General features: G+C 71.2%; 12 protein-coding genes. 7 read left to right on the top strand and 5 right to left on the bottom strand.

The window, feature by feature from the left end; genetic code table 11:
• Positions 1–63: 63 nt before the first annotated feature.
• The 5 genes from ACIPXB_RS33905 to ACIPXB_RS33885 form a co-directional block, all read right to left on the bottom strand.
• Complete coding sequence (locus ACIPXB_RS33905) at positions 64–3,633, bottom strand: protein kinase (RefSeq protein ID WP_401456278.1); 3,570 nt, start codon at positions 3,631–3,633, stop codon at positions 64–66.
• 71 nt (positions 3,634–3,704) lie between these two features.
• The gene (locus tag ACIPXB_RS33900) at positions 3,705–4,484 is read right to left on the bottom strand and encodes a succinate dehydrogenase/fumarate reductase iron-sulfur subunit (RefSeq protein WP_401456276.1); all 780 of its coding nucleotides are present in this window, start codon (positions 4,482–4,484) and stop codon (positions 3,705–3,707) included.
• Complete coding sequence (locus ACIPXB_RS33895) at positions 4,481–6,415, bottom strand: fumarate reductase/succinate dehydrogenase flavoprotein subunit (protein WP_401456273.1); 1,935 nt, start codon at positions 6,413–6,415, stop codon at positions 4,481–4,483. Before ACIPXB_RS33895 ends, ACIPXB_RS33900 begins: the two co-directional genes overlap by 4 nt.
• A 1-nt stretch (position 6,416) precedes the next feature.
• Positions 6,417–7,244, bottom strand: coding sequence for a hypothetical protein (locus tag ACIPXB_RS33890; protein WP_401456272.1), 828 nt, complete (start codon positions 7,242–7,244; stop codon positions 6,417–6,419).
• Between the two features lie 100 nt (positions 7,245–7,344).
• Complete coding sequence (locus ACIPXB_RS33885) at positions 7,345–7,572, bottom strand: hypothetical protein (RefSeq protein WP_401456270.1); 228 nt, start codon at positions 7,570–7,572, stop codon at positions 7,345–7,347.
• 369 nt (positions 7,573–7,941) lie between these two features.
• Here ACIPXB_RS33885 and ACIPXB_RS33880 point away from each other — a divergent pair, with 369 nt between their 5' ends.
• The 7 genes from ACIPXB_RS33880 to ACIPXB_RS33850 all read left to right on the top strand — a co-directional run bounded on the left by ACIPXB_RS33880 (position 7,942) and on the right by ACIPXB_RS33850 (position 19,000).
• Positions 7,942–10,530 (top strand): ABC transporter substrate-binding protein, encoded by a 2,589-nt coding sequence (locus tag ACIPXB_RS33880; RefSeq protein WP_401456269.1) that lies wholly within the window; start codon positions 7,942–7,944, stop codon positions 10,528–10,530.
• 280 nt (positions 10,531–10,810) lie between these two features.
• Positions 10,811–12,715, top strand: coding sequence for a translational GTPase TypA (typA, locus tag ACIPXB_RS33875; RefSeq protein ID WP_401456267.1), 1,905 nt, complete (start codon positions 10,811–10,813; stop codon positions 12,713–12,715).
• A 424-nt stretch (positions 12,716–13,139) separates the two neighbouring features.
• Complete coding sequence (locus tag ACIPXB_RS33870; RefSeq protein WP_401456265.1) at positions 13,140–14,789, top strand: ABC transporter substrate-binding protein; 1,650 nt, start codon at positions 13,140–13,142, stop codon at positions 14,787–14,789.
• A gap of 199 nt (positions 14,790–14,988) precedes the next feature.
• Positions 14,989–15,912 carry an ABC transporter permease gene (locus tag ACIPXB_RS33865; RefSeq protein WP_401456263.1) on the top strand — a complete coding sequence of 308 codons (924 nt, stop codon included), beginning with the start codon at positions 14,989–14,991 and terminating at the stop codon, positions 15,910–15,912.
• A gap of 24 nt (positions 15,913–15,936) precedes the next feature.
• Positions 15,937–16,854, top strand: coding sequence for an ABC transporter permease (locus ACIPXB_RS33860; protein ID WP_401456260.1), 918 nt, complete (start codon positions 15,937–15,939; stop codon positions 16,852–16,854).
• A 9-nt stretch (positions 16,855–16,863) separates the two neighbouring features.
• Positions 16,864–17,955, top strand: a complete 1,092-nt coding sequence (locus ACIPXB_RS33855; protein ID WP_401456259.1) for an ABC transporter ATP-binding protein — start codon at positions 16,864–16,866, stop codon at positions 17,953–17,955.
• The gene (locus tag ACIPXB_RS33850; protein ID WP_401456258.1) at positions 17,948–19,000 is read left to right on the top strand and encodes an ABC transporter ATP-binding protein; all 1,053 of its coding nucleotides are present in this window, start codon (positions 17,948–17,950) and stop codon (positions 18,998–19,000) included. Before ACIPXB_RS33855 ends, ACIPXB_RS33850 begins: the two co-directional genes overlap by 8 nt.
• The last annotated feature ends 32 nt before the right edge of the window (positions 19,001–19,032 follow it).

Here is a 19,032-nt window from a genome sequence, read left to right as displayed (position 1 = left end):
AGTTCGGAGGTTAGGGGCGCTTGCCCACCCCCGCACCCGGAAGGCGCGCGCCGGCCGACGGGGTCAGGGCAGGGCGATCGCCGTGAGGGCGGGCAGGGCGAGGACCGCGGTGGTGTCGACGAGGACGGCGTCGGCGTGGCCGATGCCCGGGTGTTCCCAGAACCACCGGGGCTTGCCCGTCGTCACGTCCAGCGCGGACAGGAAGGGGCCCTGCGGCACCCGGCCGAACCGGCCCCGGCTGCCGCGCGCCGACTTCACGTACAGCAGCCCCCCGCGCACCCCCACCAGCTGGAGCGCGCAGCCGCCGTCGTGCTGCGCCATCCGCTGGCGCCACCGCTCCCGCCCCGTGGCCGGGTCGAACGCGAACACCAGGTCGCCCTTGTCCTGCGGCCGCCGGCCCGCCGCGTACACCACCGGGCCGGCCGGCAGGACCGCCGACGGCGTGCCCAGTTCCACGGACCACAGCTCCGCGCCCCGCCGCCGGTCCAGCGCGCGCAGCGCCGTGCCGTCGCGGACCGCGACCACGCCCTCGGAGACCGGCGGCGCGCCCGGGGGCACCAGCACCCGGCCCGCACCGCGCTGCCACGTCCACAGCAGAGCGCCGCCGTCCAGGTGCAGGCCCAGCAGCGTGTCGCGGCTCGCCAGCACCAGGCAGTCCCCGCCCACGGCCGTCCGCAGCGAGGGGTGGTAGCGCCCGGGCCGCCGCCAGCGGACCTCCCCGGTGTCCGCGGCCAGCGCGGTCAGCTCCCGCTCGCCCGCGTACAGGACCAGCCCGCCCGTCACCGTCAGGGGCGACTGGTCCCGCCGGGCCGGGCCCGCCTCGGGCAGGTCCCGCCACCACCGCACGCGGCCGTCCCGGGGTTCGCGGGCCAGCAGCCGTACGCCGGTGCCCTCGGCCTGCTCCACGGCGACGGCCACCGTGTCGGCGTCGGCCGCGCACAGCACCCGCTGGCGCTCGTCCAGCGGTGGCGCGGGCACGCCCTCGTCGGCGGCCGCCGTCCACCGGGTGCCGCGGCCGTCGCCGCGTACGGCGCCCACCTCCTCGCCCGCCGTCCAGGCCACGCCGTCCCCGGCGGCGCACACGGCCTCCGGGCGCGCGCCGGTGTACCACTGGCGTGCGCCGGGGGAGGTGTCCGCGGCCGGTACGGGGGCGGCCGCTTCGGCGTTGACCGAGAGCACCGCGCCCTGACGGGGCCGGGCCCCGGGGTCGGCGGCCGCCTCCGGGAGCCACGGTGTGCGCCGCGCGCCCACGCACTCCTGCGCGAGCCGGGCCAGCTCACGCGCCCGCTCGGGGGCGTCGGGCAGATCACGGGCCGCGGCTGCGCGCTCCCGGGCCGCCGCCAGGCCGAGGAAGACCGGCCGCTGTCGCGCCGCGCCCAGTCCGCGCGCCCAGGCCAGGGCCGCCCGGACCCGGTCCCCCCGCTCGTCGTCGGAGGCGCTGCCGTCCTGACGCAGGACGGCCTCCGCCTTGTTGCGGAGGCGTTCTGCCTCGACGAGGCGGCCGGCCTCGGCGTGCTCGGCCGCGTGCTCGCGCAGCCAGGCGGCGTACTCCGGCACCCAGCGCGCGTACGCCCGCTCCGCCGCGCCGAGCGCCTCGGCGGCGCCGCCCCGGTCCCCGGCGGCGTCGAGTTCGCCGGCCATCCGGCACAGCAGCTCGATCCGGGCCGCGCCGTCCTGGATCCGACCGGCCAGCAGCAGCGCGGCGGGCAGGTCCCGGCGGCTGAGCACCACGATCATGTCCGCGTGCGTGCTGACGCGCAGGAAGACGTCGCCGATCCGGGCCTGGTGCGCCAGGGCCGGCTCGAAGTCGGTCTCGGCGGTGGCCACGGCCACCCGGGCCCAGATCCGGTCCGCGGCAGCCGACCCCTCCTCGAAGTACCGCCGGGCGAGCGCGGCGCCGCGGGCGGGCGAGACGCGGGCCAGCTCCTCGGCGACCAGGCGCAGCGGCGCCGGCCGGTTGGACCCGAAGACCGTGAACAGCGCCTGCTGGGCGTCGGTGAGCAGCCGCTCGCTGCGGGCGGGCGCGTGCCGCGAGGTCCGGCGGGCCAGGAAGGTCAGCAGTTCGGCGACCCGGACCCCGTTGCCCTGCCCGTCGGTCCACGCGTACCGCTCGGCGCCCTCCAGCAGCCGGCCCGCGAGGGCGGCGTCGAAGTGGGCCGCCGCGTCGGCCGCGGCGGCGAGCGCCTCGACGCGCAGGTTCTCCCTGTCGGGCACCGCGGCCCGCAACGCCTCCTCGGCCTCCAGCACCAGCTCGCGGGCGAACTCCCGTACGGCGTCGGGAACCACGTCGCCCGCGGCCCCCTCGGCGGGCTCCGGGCCAGGGTCCGCGGCCACACTCCCGGTCGCGCTCCCGGCGGCGTTCCCGGCGGCGTTCGGGTCCGCGTTCCCGGTCGCGTTCCGGTCCGCGGTCCCGTCGGTGCTCCCGGTCGCGCCCCGGTCCGTGGTCCCGTCCACGGCCCCGGTCCCGCTCCGGTCCGTGGTCCCGTCCACGGCCCCGGTCCCGCTCCGGTCCGTGGTCCCGTCCGCGGTCGCGGTCGTGCCGCCGGCCGTGTGCGGGCCGCCGCTGCCGTCCGCCGGGTCCCCGTCCGTGCCCCCGGCCGCCTGATCCGGCGGCCCGGCCACCCCGGTTCCGCCGGTGCCCTCCGTCCCGCGGCCGTCCGTACCGGCCGGCACGCGCGGATCGGCCACCGGGGCGGCCTGCCCGCCAGCCGCCCCGGCAGCCCCCGCCGGATCAGCCGCCCCCGCCGGATCAGCCGCCCCCGCAGCCCCCGCCGCCCCCGCCGGATCCGCAGGACCGGGACCGCCCGCCCCCGTCAGGCCCCGCAGGGCCTTGGCCACCACCGCCGCCGACTCCGGCCGGTCCGCCCGGTCCTTCGCCAGCAGCGTCTGCACCAGCCGCTCCAGCTCCGGCGCCACCGGGAACCCGGCCTCCCGCAGCGGCATCGGCACCTCCTCGACGTGCCGGCGCAGCAGGACGTACGGCGACTCGGCGGCCCCGAACGGCGGCTCGCCGCTGAGCATCTCGCGCAGCACGCACCCCAGCGCGTACAGATCGCACCGCGCGTCCACGTGCGCGCCGTGCCACTGCTCCGGCGCCATGTACGGCGGCGAGCCGAACCAGCGGCCCGTGACCGTCCAGCCCGCCGTCGCGTCCGAGGAGTGCGCGATGCCGAAGTCGCAGATCTTGACCCGGTTGCCGGGCAGGACGAAGAGGTTGGCGGGTTTCAGGTCGCGGTGCACCACCGCCTGCTCGTGCGCGGCGGCCAGCGCCTCCGCCGTCTGCGCCGCCAGGTCCACCGCGAGGGCCTCCGGCAGCCCGCCCGCCGAGCGGCCCAGCAGCGTGCGCAGGTCCTCGCCCGCCAGCAGCTCCATGACGATGAACAGCCGCCCGGCGTGCCGGCCGACATCGTGCACCACCGTGATGCCCGGGTGCTGCAACCGTGCCCCGATGGTGGCCTCGCGCCGGAACCGGCTGACCACCTCGTCGTTCTCCGACGCCGCCTCCAGCAGCACCTTGACGGCGACCGACCGGTCCAGCGTCAGGTCGTACCCGCGCCACACCTCGCCCATGCCGCCCTGGCCGAGCCGCTGGTCCAGCCGGTACCGGCCGGCCAGCTCGTCCCCCACCCGCACGCGAAGCCCCCTGACATCACACCGGTCGGCACCCGGCGTTCTCCCAGGGGGCATTGTGTACCGTGATCGCGCTAACGGGGGTCGGAACGCCGACGCCCGATCTTGCTTCCCAGCCAGACCAGCGGGTCGTACTTGCGGTCCACGGCCCGTTCCTTCAGCGGGATCAGCGCATTGTCGGTGATCTTGATGCCCTCGGGGCACACCTCCGTACAGCACTTGGTGATGTTGCAGTAGCCCAGACCGTGCTCGTCCTGTGCCGTGGCCTTGCGGTCCAGGCCCGCCTCGGCGGCCGCGTCCAGCGGGTGCATGTCGAGCTCCGCCACCCGCATCAGGAAGCGCGGGCCCGCGAAGGCCTTCTTGTTCTCCTCGTGGTCACGCACCACATGACAGGTGTCCTGGCACAGGAAGCACTCGATGCACTTGCGGAACTCCTGCGAGCGGTCGACGTCCACCTGCTGCATCCGGTAGTCGCCCGCCGCCACCCCCTGCGGGGGCACGAAGGCCGGCACCTCCCGCGCCTTGGCGTAGTTGAACGACACGTCCGTGACCAGGTCCCGGACGACGGGAAAGGCCCGCAGCGGGGTCACCGTGATCGTTTCCTCACGGGTGAAGGTCGACATCCGCGTCATGCACATCAGCCGCGGCCGGCCGTTGATCTCCGCGCTGCACGAACCGCACTTGCCCGCCTTGCAGTTCCAGCGGACCGCGAGGTCCGAGGCCTGGGTGGCCTGCAGCCGGTGGACGATGTCCAGCACCACCTCGCCGTCGTGCACCTCGACGGTGAAGTCCCGCAGCTCGCCGCCGTCCGCGTCGCCCCGCCAGATCCGGAAGCGTGCGTCGTAGGTCGTCACTCGTAGAGCTCCTCTTCGGCGAGGTACTTGACCAGCTCTTCCTTCTCGAAGAGTGCGAGCAGGTCGGGTCGGATGGGTTCCGTACGGGTACGGACGAGTCGGATCCGGTCGGCCGCCGGATCCGCCGGGGGCGGGTCCACCGGGTGGCACACCAGGTTCACCGGCCGCCAGTCCCGCTCCATCGACGGGCAGTCCTCGCGGGTGTGGCCGCCGCGGCTCTCGGTGCGCTCCAGCGCGGCGCGCGCCACGCACTCGCTGACCAGCAGCATGTTGCGCAGGTCCAGCGCCAGGTGCCAGCCCGGGTTGAACTGGCGGTGCCCCTCGACCCCGGCCCGCGAGGCCCGCACCCGCAGGGCGCGCAGCCTGCCGAGGGCCTGCTGCATCTCGCCCTCCCGCCGGATGATGCCGACCAGGTCGTTCATCGTCTGCTGGAGCTCCTGGTGGAGCGTGTACGGGTTCTCCGCCCCGTCCTCGGCGCGGAACGGGGCCAGGGCCTCCGCGGCCGCCACGTCGATCTCCTCCTGGGCGACGGCCGGGCGCGCGGCCAGCTCCTCGGCGTACCGGGCCGCGTGCAGACCCGCGCGGCGGCCGAAGACCAGCAGGTCGGACAGCGAGTTGCCGCCGAGCCGGTTCGAGCCGTGCATGCCGCCCGCGACCTCGCCCGCCGCGAACAGGCCGGGCACGCCGACCGTGGCCGCGGTGTCGGACTCGACAGCGATGCCGCCCATCACGTAGTGGCAGGTCGGGCCGACCTCCATCGGCTCGGCGGTGATGTCGACGTCCGCCAGCTCCTTGAACTGGTGGTACATCGACGGCAGCCGCCGCTTGATGCGCTCCGCCGGCATCCGGGTGGAGACGTCGAGGAACACGCCGCCGTGCGGGGAGCCGCGGCCCGCCTTGACCTCGGAGTTGATCGCGCGGGCCACCTCGTCGCGGGGCAGCAGCTCGGGGGGACGCCGGTTGTGGTCCGGGTCCTCGTACCAGCGGTCGCCCTCGGCCTCCGTCTCGGCGTACTTCTCCTTGAAGACGTCCGGGACGTAGTCGAACATGAACCGCTTGCCCTCGCTGTTGCGCAGCACGCCGCCGTCGCCGCGCACCGACTCGGTGACGAGGATGCCCTTCACCGACGGGGGCCAGACCATGCCGGTCGGGTGGAACTGCACGAACTCCATGTTCAGCAGCGGCGCGCCGGCCAGCAGGGCCAGCGCGTGCCCGTCGCCGGTGTACTCCCAGGAGTTGGAGGTCGTCTTGAACGACTTGCCGATGCCGCCGGTGGCGAGCACCACGGCCGGCGCCTCCAGCACGAAGAACCGGCCGGACTCGCGCTCGTAGGCGAAGACGCCGCTGACCCGGCCGCCGTCGGCGCCGTTGCCGTCGCCGCCGCCGCTCCCGTCCTTCAGGACGCGGGTGACCGTGCACTCCTGGAAGACCTTCAGACGGGACTCGTAGTCCCCGGTCTCCTTGAAGTCCTCCTGCTGGAGAGAAACGATCTTCTGCTGGAGGGTGCGGATGAGCTCCAGGCCCGTACGGTCGCCGACGTGGGCGAGCCGGGGGTACTCGTGCCCGCCGAAGTTGCGCTGCGAGATCCGCCCGTCGGACGTACGGTCGAACAGCGCGCCCCAGGTCTCCAGCTCCCAGACCCGGTCCGGGGCCTCCTGCGCGTGCAGCTCGGCCATCCGCCACTGGTTGAGGAACTTGCCGCCGCGCATGGTGTCGCGGAAGTGCACCTGCCAGTTGTCGCCCTCGTTGACGTTGCCCATCGAGGCGGCGATGCCGCCCTCGGCCATCACCGTGTGGGCCTTGCCGAACAGGGACTTGCAGATCACGGCCGTACGGGCGCCCCGCTCGCGGGCCTCGATCGCGGCCCGCAGTCCGGCGCCGCCCGCGCCGACCACGACCACGTCCCACTGCTGCCGGTCGACTTGAGCCATGTCAGAAGATCCTCGGGTCGGTGATGGTGCCGGTCGCGAGCAGGTACACGTAGAAGTCGCACAGCGCCACGCTGATCAGCGACGCCCACGCCAGCTGCATGTGACGGGAGTTGAGCTTCCCGACCCAGCCCCACAGCCGGTAGCGCACCGGGTGCTTGGAGAAGTGCTTGAGCCGGCCGCCGATGATGTGCCGGCAGGAATGGCACGAAAGGGTGTAGGCCCAGATCAGTCCGATGTTGACGAGGAAGATCAGGGTGCCCAGACCCATGTGGCCCCACGCGTACGTCTCGTCCCGGAAGGTGAGGACGGTGTCGTACGTGAGGATGCCCGCGACCGGCACCGCCGCGTAGAAGAAGTAGCGGTGCATGTTCTGGAGGATCAGCGGGAAGCGGGTCTCGCCGGTGTACGTCGCGTGCGGCTCGGCGACCGCGCAGGCGGGCGGCGAGGCCCAGAAGCCGCGGTAGTAGGCCTTGCGGTAGTAGTAGCAGGTCAGCCGGAAGCCGAGCGGGAAGATCAGGATCAGCAGCGCGGGGGACAGACCCCACCAGCTGCCGAAGACCTCCCAGTTGGGGCCGTCCTTCATCGGGACGCAGTTCTCCGCCAGGCAGGGGGAGTAGAAGGGCGAGACGTACGGCGCCGCGTAGTAGTCGGCGTTGGCGAAGGCCCGCCACGTCGAATAGACGATGAAGGCGAACAGCCCTGCCGCGGTGACCGCGGGGGACAGCCACCAGCGGTCGGTACGCAGGTGCCGGGCCGCGATCGCGGCCCGGGAGATGTCGTGGACGCCGGTCAGCTGCCGGGGTCGCGGTGGTTCGGTGCCTGTGGCCAAGGGGAACTCCGGGTGGAGTGGTCAGGGGTGGCCCAGGAGGCCCAGCCGCGCACGGCGCGCGGCTGGGCCTGATGGGGTGGCGGGGGTACGGCTTGTGGGCTCAGGGTGCCCGACGGTCGCGGGCTCCGAGTCCCTCGTCGTCGGTGTCGGTCCACAGCGCGTTGTCGTACGGGGCGTCCGGGATGGTCACCATCCGGGACGGGTCCGGTGCGGCGCCGGGGCCGCCCGCCGGTTTCTGCCGCGCGGCCTTCCGCTCCAGCTGCTCGACCTTGCGCGTCAGCTCGTCCAGGTTGCGCCGTACGGCGTTCAAATCGTCCTGCAGGGACATGACTTGCCCTCACTTCCGCAGGTTGCGGTGGCAACGCTCATGTGCGCCTGCGAGTGTCGCGCCTCGCGTCCCCGGTTGTGAAGGGACGTGCAGCGATTGCGGGCGCGCAGGCGCGATCTGTGCGCCCCTCCCTGCTTCCATTTTCATCCCTCGTCCGAGGGAACGCGCGTCCGCGGGCGGGCGGGATTGGTCCGCACGGGTGGGGTTCGCGGCGTGGCGCGCGGCGGGTGCGCGGGGCGCGCCGGGGCGTCGATTTCAGTGGGTTTCGACATCAGTGTGATCAGCTCCAAATACCGCCATTCGTGATCACGTACGCGACGTGCGCGATCGAGTACGCGACCCGCTCGCCCCGCCCCGGAGGTACCACCCATGTCCCAGAGAAGGCGCAGCTCCTTGGCGCTGCTGACCTCGGGCGTCCTCGCGCTGCCGCTGCTCGCGGGCTGCGGGGCCGACGACGAGGGAGGCTCGCCCGCCGCCGGGCCGGACATCGCCGCGACGGCCCGGGAGCAGGTGAAGGACGGCGGTGTGCTGCGGTGGGCCGTGGACACCCTGCCCGAGACCCTGAACGCCTTCCAGGCCGACGCCGACGCCACCACGTCCCGGATCGCGGGGGCGGTGCTGCCCCAGCTGTTCGTGATGGACGCCAAGGGCCGGCCGGTGGCCGATCCCGACTACCTGGAGAAGGCCGAGGTCGTCGCGCGCGAGCCGAAGCAGGTCGTCCTGTACAAGCTCAACCAGCAGGCGGTGTGGAGCGACGGGCGCGAGATCGGCGCACCGGACTTCGTGGCCCAGTGGCGCGCCCTGAACGGCAAGGACTCGGCGTACTGGACGGCCCGCAACGCCGGCTACGACCGCATCGAGAAGATCGAGCGCGGGGCGAACGACCTGGAGGTCAAGGTCACCTTCGCCAAGCCCTACGCCGACTGGCGCTCGCTGTTCACCCCGCTCTACCCCAAGCAGGTCACCGGTACGCCGGAGGCCTTCAACGAGGGGGCGCGCGGCACCCTGAAGGTGACCGCCGGCCCCTTCAACCTCGGCACGATCGACAAGAAGACCGGCACGGCGGCCCTCTCGCGCAACCCGCGCTGGTGGGGCCGGCCCGCCAAGCTGGACACCCTGGTCCTCACCGCCGTGCCCCGGGCGCAGCGCCCGGCGGCGCTGGCCGCCGGGAAGCTGGACCTCGCGGAGATCGACCGGGCGGCCGCGGACCGGATCGCGCTGGCCAAGCGCAAGGACCCGGCGGCCCAGGGGGCGCACGGGCCCTCCACCGAGCTCACCCCGGACCAGGCGACGCTGGCCTGGGCGAACGCCCACAGCGCGGACGAGGAGGTCGTCCAGGCCGAGATGACGGCGCGGGCGAAGCGGGCGGAGGCCGTCCGTACGTACGCCGAGGAGCAGCGGGCGCTGGTCGGCTTCACCGTCCGCAAGTCCCTGGAGCCCGCCTACACGCAGCTCGCACTGAACGGGGCCACCGGACCGCTGGCCGACGAGCGGGTGCGCCGCGCCGTGGCCCGGGCGCTGGACCGGCAGGCGCTGGCCGAGGTCGTCCTGAAGCCGCTGGGCCTGCCCGCGAAGCCGGTGGGCAGCCACCTGGCCCTGGCGGGGCAGCACGCGTACGCCGACAACAGCGGCGCCCTCGGCTCCCAGGACACCAAGGCGGCCCTGGCGCTGCTCGCCGACGCCGGCTGGCGCCAGGGCGGCAAGCTCAACGTGCCCGCCGGCACCAAGGCGGGCGCGCCGCGGTCCGGGAGCGACGACGCCAAGCGGGCGGCGGGGCCGGGCACCGGCAACGACGGCCTCTACATCGTGGGCCAGGACGACGAGCGCAACGGCGACCTCTCGGCGGTCGGGGCCGCGGCGCGGGCGGCGGCGGACGCGCCCGGGGCGGTCCCGGGCACGGCGGCCGAGCGGCGGGCGGCGGCCGCGCGGGCCAAGAAGGCCGCGGAGTCCGGTGGGGTCGCGGCGCTCTTCGCCCAGCTCTCGGGCCGGCCGGCCACCGGCGCCGTGCCCGCCGGGGTGCACCGGCTGCCCGGTGACGACGTCGTCCGCCCGGCGGAGGGCGAACTGCCGGAGGGGCTCGCGTACGGGCCCGACGGCGAGATCGTCGACGCCGACGCGTTCGCCGAGGGGACCCAGGGCGCCCCGGGCGCCGAGCCGGGCACCCAGGGCGCCCCGCAGGACAGGGACGCGACGAACCTGGTCGCCCCCGCGCCCTTCGCCGAGCAGGAGGCCGCGCTGCTGGCGCAGTCCGAGGCCCTGCGGGCCGGTACCACGGCCGACTCCGCCGACGGCGCCGCCGACACCGCCGACGACGCCAAGCGCAACCCGGCCCGCGACGGCGCCAGCACCCCGCCGGCGGCGCCCGCCAAGCAGGCCAACAAGACCTCCGGGGCCATGCTGGCCAAGGACGGCAAGCCGCTCGCCCTGCGGTTCGTCCTGCCCTCGGGCCCCGGCTCGGAGTCGCTGCGCGCGGTCGGCGACCGGATCGCCCAGATGCTCAAGAAGATCGGCATCGCCACCGAGGTGACCAAGGTCTCCGACGACAGTTTCTTCAAGGACCACATCGCCTCGGGCCAGTACGACCTGGCCCTGTACTCCTGGCCCGCGACGGCCTTCCCGGCCACCGACGCCCGCCCGATCTTCGCCAAGCCCGAGCCCGCGGCAGACGGCTCGCTCCTGGTGGAGCAGAACTACACGCGGGTCGGCACCGACCACATCGATCAGCTGTTCGACCAGGCGCTCGGCGAGCTCGACGAGAAGCAGTCCCGCGAGCTGATGCGCAAGGCGGACGCCCGGATCTGGGCCGCCGCCGGCTCCATCCCGCTCTACCAGCGCCCCGAGCTGGTCGCGGCGAAGCCGGGCGTGGTCAACGCCGGCGCCTTCGGCCTGGCGGCGCCCCGCTACCAGGACATCGGATGGAAGAAGCCCGCCCCCGCGAAGGGCAAGAAGAACAAGTGACGACATCCCGGTGACGTACGGGCCGCAAGCTCAGAACTGACTCAATTCCCTTGCCCGCCGGATTCCCGGCGGGCAAGGTCGTACCTGCCCATTGACCCGATGGACCCGCGCCGGACGGCCACCCCCGCACTCAGCCGTCCGGCCTCTTGACAGCCCCCCGGCAGGCGCTTCCCGCCACGCGACGTACCATGGGGTAAGGCCGTGGCAGGTTTCCCGCCCGGCGAGGCTCGCGTGCCGGACCGTACGCGACGCCATCCACGATCCCGGGAGAAGCGCCGCAGTGCCCACGCGCCACGACATCCGAAACGTCGCCATCGTCGCCCACGTCGACCACGGCAAGACGACCATCGTCGACGCCATGCTCAAGCAGGCCGGTGCCTTCGCCGCCCACCAGCAGCTCGACGACCGCATGATGGACTCGAACGACCTGGAGCGTGAGAAGGGCATCACGATCCTCGCCAAGAACACGGCGGTGAAGTATCACCCCAAGGACGGCGGGGCCCCGATCACGATCAACATCATCGACACCCCCGGCCACGCCGACTTCGGTGGCGAGGTCGAGCGCGGTCTGTCGATGGTCGACGCCGTCGTCCTGCTGGTGGACGCCTCCGAGGGTCCGCTGCCCCAGACCCGCTTCGTCCTGCGCAAGGCCCTCCAGGCCCGGATGCCCGTCATCCTCTGCATCAACAAGACGGACCGCCCGGACTCCCGGATCGACGAGGTCGTCAACGAGACCTACGACCTGTTCCTGGACCTGGACGCGGACGAGGACCAGATCGAGTTCCCGATCGTCTACGCCTGCGGCCGTGACGGCATCGCCTCGCTGACCAAGCCGGAGGACGGCACCGTCCCGGCGGACTCCACCAACCTGGAGCCGTTCTTCTCCACCATCCTCGAGCACGTCCCCGCCCCGACGTACGAGGAGGAGGCGCCGCTCCAGGCCCACGTCACCAACCTCGACGCCGACAACTTCCTCGGCCGTATCGCGCTCCTGCGCGTCGAGCAGGGCGAGCTGCGCAAGGGCCAGACGGTCGCGTGGATCAAGCGGGACGGCAGCGTCTCCAACGTCCGCATCACCGAGCTGATGATGACCGAGGCCCTCACCCGCAAGCCGGCCGAGGTCGCCGGCCCCGGTGACATCTGCGCCGTCGCCGGTATCCCCGAGATCATGATCGGCGAGACCCTGGCCGACCCGGAGAACCCGGTCGCGCTGCCGCTGATCACGGTGGACGAGCCGGCGATCTCCATGGTCATCGGCACCAACACCTCCCCGCTGGTCGGCCGCGGCGGCACCGGCAAGGGCGCGGACGCCAAGGCCGCGGTCAAGGACCGCAAGGTCACCGCCCGCCAGGTCAAGGACCGCCTCGACCGCGAGCTGATCGGTAACGTCTCGCTGCGCGTGCTGGACACCGAGCGCCCCGACGCCTGGGAGGTCCAGGGCCGTGGTGAGCTCGCGCTCGCCATCCTGGTCGAGCAGATGCGCCGCGAGGGCTTCGAGCTGACCATCGGCAAGCCGCAGGTCGTCACCAAGGACGTCGACGGCAAGACCTACGAGCCCGTCGAGCGCATGACCATCGACGTGCCCGAGGAGCACATGGGCGCCGTCACCCAGCTCATGGGTGTCCGCAAGGGCCGCATGGACAACATGTCCAACCACGGCTCCGGCTGGGTCCGCATGGAGTTCGTCGTCCCGTCCCGCGGCCTGATCGGCTTCCGTACGGAGTTCCTGACCCAGACCCGCGGCACCGGTATCGCGCACTCGATCCACGAGGGCCACGAGCCGTGGTTCGGCACCCTCCAGACCCGTAACAACGGCTCCCTGGTCGCCGACCGCGCCGGTGCGGTCACCGCGTTCGCGATGACGAACCTCCAGGAGCGCGGCGTGCTGTTCACCGACCCCGGCACCGAGGTGTACGAGGGCATGATCGTCGGCGAGAACTCGCGCGCCGACGACATGGACGTGAACATCACCAAGGAGAAGAAGCTCACCAACATGCGCTCCTCCTCCGCCGACTCCTTCGAGGCGATCGTCCCGCCGCGCAAGCTCTCCCTGGAGCAGTCCCTGGAGTTCTGCCGCGACGACGAGTGCGTCGAGGTGACCCCGGAGGCCGTGCGCATCCGCAAGGTCGTCCTGGACCAGAAGGAGCGCTCGCGCACCGCCTCCCGCGCCAAGGCCGCCAAGTAGCCTGTCGCCAGGGGTAACTGACCTCACAAAGGGTCACCCAGCCCGGCCCCGCACGGTTTCGTGCGGGGCCGGGCTGTTCGCTTGTGTCAAGCGGATTATGTCGATCTGATGTCCGGATACCGACCGTCACACTCCGGAAGGTGTGCTAACCGTCCGTTTCGCGTGTGTCTGTCTCTGATCCCTTTGTCCGGATTTCGGGTTTCTGGCGGGGATCGATGTTGTGAAAACGAGACCACTTAAGTGTGGTTTACGGTCTGGGCGTCCCTGAGGATGGCTCCATTGAGCTCGGGTCAATGGGTCACGCGCTGTGGGGAGCGCCGACTCACGAGCACACTCGGGGCACTGTTCCTATCGCCGTCAGGGGTGTCGGCGAAACGTACCTGTGCCCCTCAAGTCGATCAGTGGACTCATGAGGAGGAAACCCATGCGTGGTGCCAAGAGCGCCAAGTGGGTCGCGGGCGCGATCGTCGTCGCCCTTGCGGCGACTGCCTGTGGTGGCGGGGACAAGAAGGATGACGCGGGCAGTGCCAATGGCGGCACGTTCCGCTTCGGCAGCACCGAGCCGGACACCATCGACCCGGGCCGTGCGCACGAGTCCACCGGTATCACGGTGGCCAACGCTCTCTTCACCGGCCTGTACGGAAACACGCCGGACGGCAAGATCGAGCCCATGCTGGCCGAGTCGGCCACCCCGGACGAGTCCTGCACCAGCTTCACCTTCAAGGTCAAGCAGGGCACGAAGTTCTCGAACGGCGAGCCGGTCGAGGCCGAGTCCTTCGCCCGCGGCTGGGCCCGTGTCGCCCACAAGGCCGCCGCCTCCGATGTCGCGTACCACTTCGCCGGCATCAAGGGCTACAAGGAGCTGAAGGAGGGCACCACCACCACCTTCTCCGGTGTCACCACGCCGGACGCGTCGACCATCAAGGTCGACCTGAGCGCCCCGGACTGCGAGTTCACGCTCAAGACGGCGCACAACGCCTACAGCCCGGTCCCGAAGGTCGCCAAGGTCGGCGAGGAGGACAAGGCGTTCGGCGAGGCCCCCATCGGCAACGGTCCGTTCAAGATGGACGGCGCCTGGGAGCACAACAAGGCCATCAAGCTCGTCCGCAACGACGACTACGGCCTGGAGAAGGCGAAGCTCGGCAAGGTCGAGATCGAGATCCTCAACACCAAGACCGCCCAGCAGCTCGAGTACGAGGGCTTCCAGGCCGGCAAGTTCGACTACGCCCACATCCCGACCCCGCAGCTGAAGGTCGCCGAGGCGAAGTACAAGCCGCAGGGCAAGTGGCTGACCAAGGACACCAGCGGCATGAACTTCGTTCTGCCGGTCGGCGACACCGCTCCGCTGAACAACGTGGACGCCCGTCTGGCCGTCTCCTACGCGATCGACCGCGAGGCCATCGCCAAGGGCGTCTTCCAGGGCTTCCAGAACCCGTCGTCCTCCATCGTGCCGCCGTCGTTCCCGAGCTCGTACCAGAAGGGCATCTGCGGTTCCTGCGTCAAGCAGGACGTCGCCAAGGCCAAGGAGCACGCGGAGAAGGGCGGCCTGAAGCCGGGCACCGAGATCCGCTTCTCCTTCAACTCCGGTGCGGGCCACGAAGAGTGGGTCCAGGCCATCGCCAAGCAGCTCGAGGACGTCCTGGGCGTCAAGGTCAAGCTGGACGGCAAGGACTTCCCGGGCATGCTGAAGGAGCAGCAGAGCTCCTCGGCCTCCGGCCTGTACCGCTTCGCGTGGGGCGCCGACTACCCGACGCCGGAGAACTTCCTCTTCCCGCTCCTGCACTCGACCTCGATGGCCAAGGACGCGGAGGGCAACGTCACGGGTGACAACCGCGCCCGTTACAACAACCCCGCGTTCGACAAGCTGATCGACGACGCGCGCGCCACCAAGGACGAGGCCGCCCGCATCAAGATGTACCAGCAGGCCGAGAAGATGGCGATGGACGACATGGCCCTCATCCCGACCTTCAACCGTACCCAGCACCGCCTGATGGCGACCGACAAGTTCAACGGTCTGGACGACATCAACTTCAACGAGGACCCGATCCTCGAGAAGATCTCGCTCAAGAAGTAAGCGGTTCCTGACGGGAGATCCGTCACGAGCGCACGCGCCGCGGCCCCCGGGTGACCCGGTGGGCCGCGGCCCCGCTCGCCAGGGCCGTTTCCACTTCGGCACCCCTCACATTCGCGGGCTCCCCCGCCCGCCGAGAGCCGGTCCGTCACCAGGACCGGAGGCCGCTGCTCCCAGAAGCGGCCAGGTAGAGAGGCAAAACATGGGAAGGTACGTCGCCCGTCGCCTCGGGCAGATGGTCATCACGCTCATCGGCGCGACCATGGTTCTGTTCGCTTGTCTGTTCGTCCTCCCCGGCGACCCCGTGGGTTCGATCGCGGGCAGCGACAAGGCACGCGACCCCGCCGTGGTCGCGGAGCTCCACAAGCGGTACGGACTGGACAAGTCGCTGCCCGAGCAGTACGTCAACTACGTCTCGAAGGTCGCGACCGGTGACCTCGGCGAGGACTACGTCCAGCGGCGCGAGGTCAGCGAGATCCTCGGCCCGAAGCTGGTCAACACGGCCAAGCTGGCCGTCTTCGCCATCATCCTGGTCTCGGCGCTCGGCATGGCCGTCGGCATCATCGCCGCGCTGAAGAGATACAGCATGCTGGATGTCACCACGACATTCATGACGACCATGCTGGTCGGCTTCCCGACCTTCGTCATCGGCTTCCTGCTCAAGCGGTTCCTCGCCATCGAGCTGGAACTCCTGCCGATCGGCGGTGACGACTTCCAGGCGCTGATCCTTCCCGCGGTCACCCTCGCCATCGTCGATGTGGCGTTCGTGGCCCGCCTCACCCGCGGCACGATGCTGGAGGTGCTGCGCGCCGACTACGTCAAGACGGCCGTGGCCAAGGGACTCCCGCGCCGCCGTGTGCTGTTCAAGCACGTCCTGCGCAACTCCGTCATCCCGGTCGTCACCTACCTGGGCATCGCCTTCGGCGGTCTGCTCGGTGGCGCGCTCATCACCGAGACCATCTTCAACTGGGACGGCGTCGGTCTGGCCATGGTCCAGGCCGTGCAGCAGCAGAACAACCCGATCGTGGTCGGTGTGGTGACGTACAGCGTCGGCATCTTCATCATCCTCAGCCTGGTCGTGGACCTGCTCTACGCAGCCCTCGACCCGCGCATCCGCCTCAGCTGACCGTCCCCCAAGGAGAAGATTCCTATGTCTGAGCTCGTCAAGAGCCCGGCGGTGGGTGACGAGGCCCCCGCGCCGGCGACGACCACCGAAGCCGCACCCAAGCAGGTCACCCAGTGGGGCGAGATCCGCCACCGCTTCTTCCAGAACAAGCTGGCCGTCGTCGGTCTGGGCATCGTCTCGGTGCTCTTCCTGACCGCCGCGTTCGGCAACCTGGTCACCCCGTACGACCCGCAGGCCCAGAACCTGATGAACACCCTGGCCTCGCCGGGCTCCGAGCACTGGATGGGCACCGACTCGCTCGGCCGCGACGTGTTCTCGCGCCTGCTGGCCGGTGCCCGCATCGCCGTCATCGTCGGTCTCGCGTCGATCTTCTTCGCCGTGCTGATCGGTGTCTTCATGGGCGCGATCGCCGGTTACTTCGCCCGGTTCGCCGACACGATCATCATGCGCGCGGTCGACGTCTTCCTGGCGTTCCCGCTGCTCATCGGCGCCATGGTCATCATCCTGGTGACCGGCCGCGGCGTCACCCCGGTCATCATCTCGCTGGCCATCTTCTCGTGGGCCACCGTCGCCCGACTGCTGCGCAGCTCGATCCTGTCGGTCCGTGAGATGGACTACGTCCACGCGGCCAAGGCGCTCGGCGCCAGCGGTCCCCGGATCGTGCGCAAGCACATCCTGCCCAACTCGCTGACCGCGGTCCTGGTGTACGCGACGTTCAACGTCGGCACCGCGATCATCGGTGTGGCCTCGCTGTCCTTCCTCGGCGCCGGCGTCCCCGTCGACGTCCCCGAGTGGGGCAACATGCTCGCCGACGGCCAGCAGTTCATCGGCGTCGAGGACCACCTGTGGATCTTCCCCAGCCTGTTCGTCGTCGTCACCGTGCTCGGCTTCGCCTTCGTCGGCGACGGCCTGCGTGACGCGCTCGACCCGAAGCTGCGGTAGGTCCCCGCGATGGCCCGAGACAACATCAGCAAGCAGGACGAAGGTGGCGGCGTGACGACGTCGGAGATTCTCAGCGGGACGGAGGCCGGCGCCAAGCCCGGCACCCCGCTGCTGGAGGTCGACAACCTCCATGTCGAGTTCAAGACCCGTGACGGGGTCGCCAAGGCCGTCAACGGCGTGAGCTACAGCGTCAGCGCCGGCGAGACCCTCGCCGTGCTCGGCGAGTCGGGCTCGGGCAAGTCCGTGACCGCGCAGGCGATCATGGGCATCCTCGACAGCCCGCCCGGACGCGTCTCCGGGGGCGAGGTCCGCTTCCACGGACAGAACATCCTGGCCATGCCCGAGGAGGAGCGCCGCAAGCTCCGGGGCGCCAAGATGGCGATGATCTTCCAGGACGCGCTGTCGTCCCTGAACCCGGTCTTCTCCGTCGGCGACCAGCTCGGCGAGATGTTCACCGTGCACCGCGGCATGTCCAAGAAGGACGCCCGGGTCAAGGCCGTCGAGCTCATGGAGCGCGTGAAGATCCCCGCCGCCAAGGCGCGCGTGGGGGACTACCCGCACCAGTTCTCCGGCGGTATGCGCCAGCGCATCATGATCGCCATGGCGCTCGCCCTGGAGCCGGACCTGATCATCGCCGACGAGCCGACCACGGCCCTCGACGTGACCGTCCAGGCCCAGGTCATGGACCTCCTCGCGGAGCTCCAGAGCGAGATGAACATGGGCATGATCCTGATCACCCACGACCTCGGCGTCGTCGCCGACGTCGCGGACAAGATCGCGGTCATGTACGCCGGCCGGATCGTCGAGACCGCCCCGGTCCACGAGATCTACAAGCGCCCGTCGCACCCGTACACCCGCGGCCTGCTGGACTCGATCCCGCGCCTGGACCAGAAGGGCCAGGAGCTCTACGCGATCAAGGGTCTGCCGCCCAACCTGCTCAAGATCCCCAGCGGCTGCGCCTTCAACCCGCGCTGCCCCAAGGCGCAGGACATCTGCCGCACGGAGATCCCGGCCCTGCACCCGGTCACGGAGCAGGACGGCACCGAACTGCCCGGCCGCGGCAGCGCGTGCCACTTCTGGAAGGAGACGATCCATGGCTGAGCTCACCAAGAACGCCACCGAGCGCGAGCCGATCCTCCAGGTCCGCAACCTGGTCAAGCACTTCCCGCTGACCCAGGGCATCCTGTTCAAGAAGCAGGTCGGTGCGGTCAAGGCGGTCGACGGGATCTCCTTCGACCTCTACCAGGGCGAGACCCTGGGCATCGTCGGCGAGTCCGGCTGTGGCAAGTCCACCGTCGCCAAGCTGCTGATGAACCTGGAGCGGGCGAGCTCGGGCGAGGTCTTCTACAAGGGCCAGGACATCACCAAGCTGTCCGGGGCCGCGCTGAAGGCCGTGCGCCGCAACATCCAGATGGTCTTCCAGGACCCGTACACCTCGCTGAACCCGCGGATGACGGTCGGTGACATCATCGCCGAGCCGTACGAGATCCACCCCGAGGTGGCTCCCAAGGGCGACCGCCGGCGCAAGGTCCAGGAGCTCCTGGACGTCGTCGGTCTGAACCCGGAGTACATCAACCGCTACCCGCACCAGTTCTCCGGCGGTCAGCGCCAGCGCATCGGCATCGCCCGCGGCCTCGCGCTGAACCCGGAGATCATCATCTGCGACGAGCCGGTCTCGGCGCTGGACGTCTCGGTGCAGGCCCAGGTCATCAACCTGATGGAGAAGCTCCAGGACGAGTTCGACCTGTCCTACGTCTTCATCGCGCACGACCTGTCGATCGTGCGGCACATCTCGGACCGCGTGGGCGTGATGTACCTGGGCAAGATGGCGGAGATCGGCACCGACGCGCAGATCTACGACCACCCCACCCACCCGTACACCCAGGCCCTGCTCTCCGCCGTCCCGGTCCCGGACCCGGAGGTGCGGGAGTCGCGCGAGCGGATCATCCTGACCGGGGACGTGCCCTCGCCGGCCAACCCGCCCTCGGGCTGCCGCTTCCGCACCCGCTGCTGGAAGGCCGAGGACAAGTGCGCCACCGAGGAGCCGCTGCTGGCGATCCCGGAGCGCTTCAAGGGCAAGGACACCCCCGCCGCGCACGAGTCCGCCTGCCACTTCGCCGAGGAGAAGGCGATCCTGGCCGTCTGATCCGGCGTACCGCGTGAGGTGAGGAGGGCGCA

It is taken from the genome of Streptomyces sp. NPDC090022, assembly GCF_044748145.1.
Lineage (GTDB): Bacteria > Actinomycetota > Actinomycetes > Streptomycetales > Streptomycetaceae > Streptomyces.
Note: the sequence above shows the minus strand (reverse complement) of the source record. Positions and strands in the feature narration are given on the sequence as shown.

Coding starts and splice junctions, on each gene's coding strand:
- ACIPXB_RS33895 (WP_401456273.1), bottom strand. CDS start 6,415: ATGGCTCAAGTCGACCGGCAGCAGTGGGACGTGGTCGTGGTCGGCGCG.
- ACIPXB_RS33855 (WP_401456259.1), top strand. CDS start 16,864: ATGGCCCGAGACAACATCAGCAAGCAGGACGAAGGTGGCGGCGTGACG.
- ACIPXB_RS33850 (WP_401456258.1), top strand. CDS start 17,948: ATGGCTGAGCTCACCAAGAACGCCACCGAGCGCGAGCCGATCCTCCAG.
- ACIPXB_RS33870 (WP_401456265.1), top strand. CDS start 13,140: ATGCGTGGTGCCAAGAGCGCCAAGTGGGTCGCGGGCGCGATCGTCGTC.
- ACIPXB_RS33880 (WP_401456269.1), top strand. CDS start 7,942: ATGTCCCAGAGAAGGCGCAGCTCCTTGGCGCTGCTGACCTCGGGCGTC.
- ACIPXB_RS33860 (WP_401456260.1), top strand. CDS start 15,937: ATGTCTGAGCTCGTCAAGAGCCCGGCGGTGGGTGACGAGGCCCCCGCG.
- ACIPXB_RS33885 (WP_401456270.1), bottom strand. CDS start 7,572: ATGTCCCTGCAGGACGATTTGAACGCCGTACGGCGCAACCTGGACGAG.
- ACIPXB_RS33865 (WP_401456263.1), top strand. CDS start 14,989: ATGGGAAGGTACGTCGCCCGTCGCCTCGGGCAGATGGTCATCACGCTC.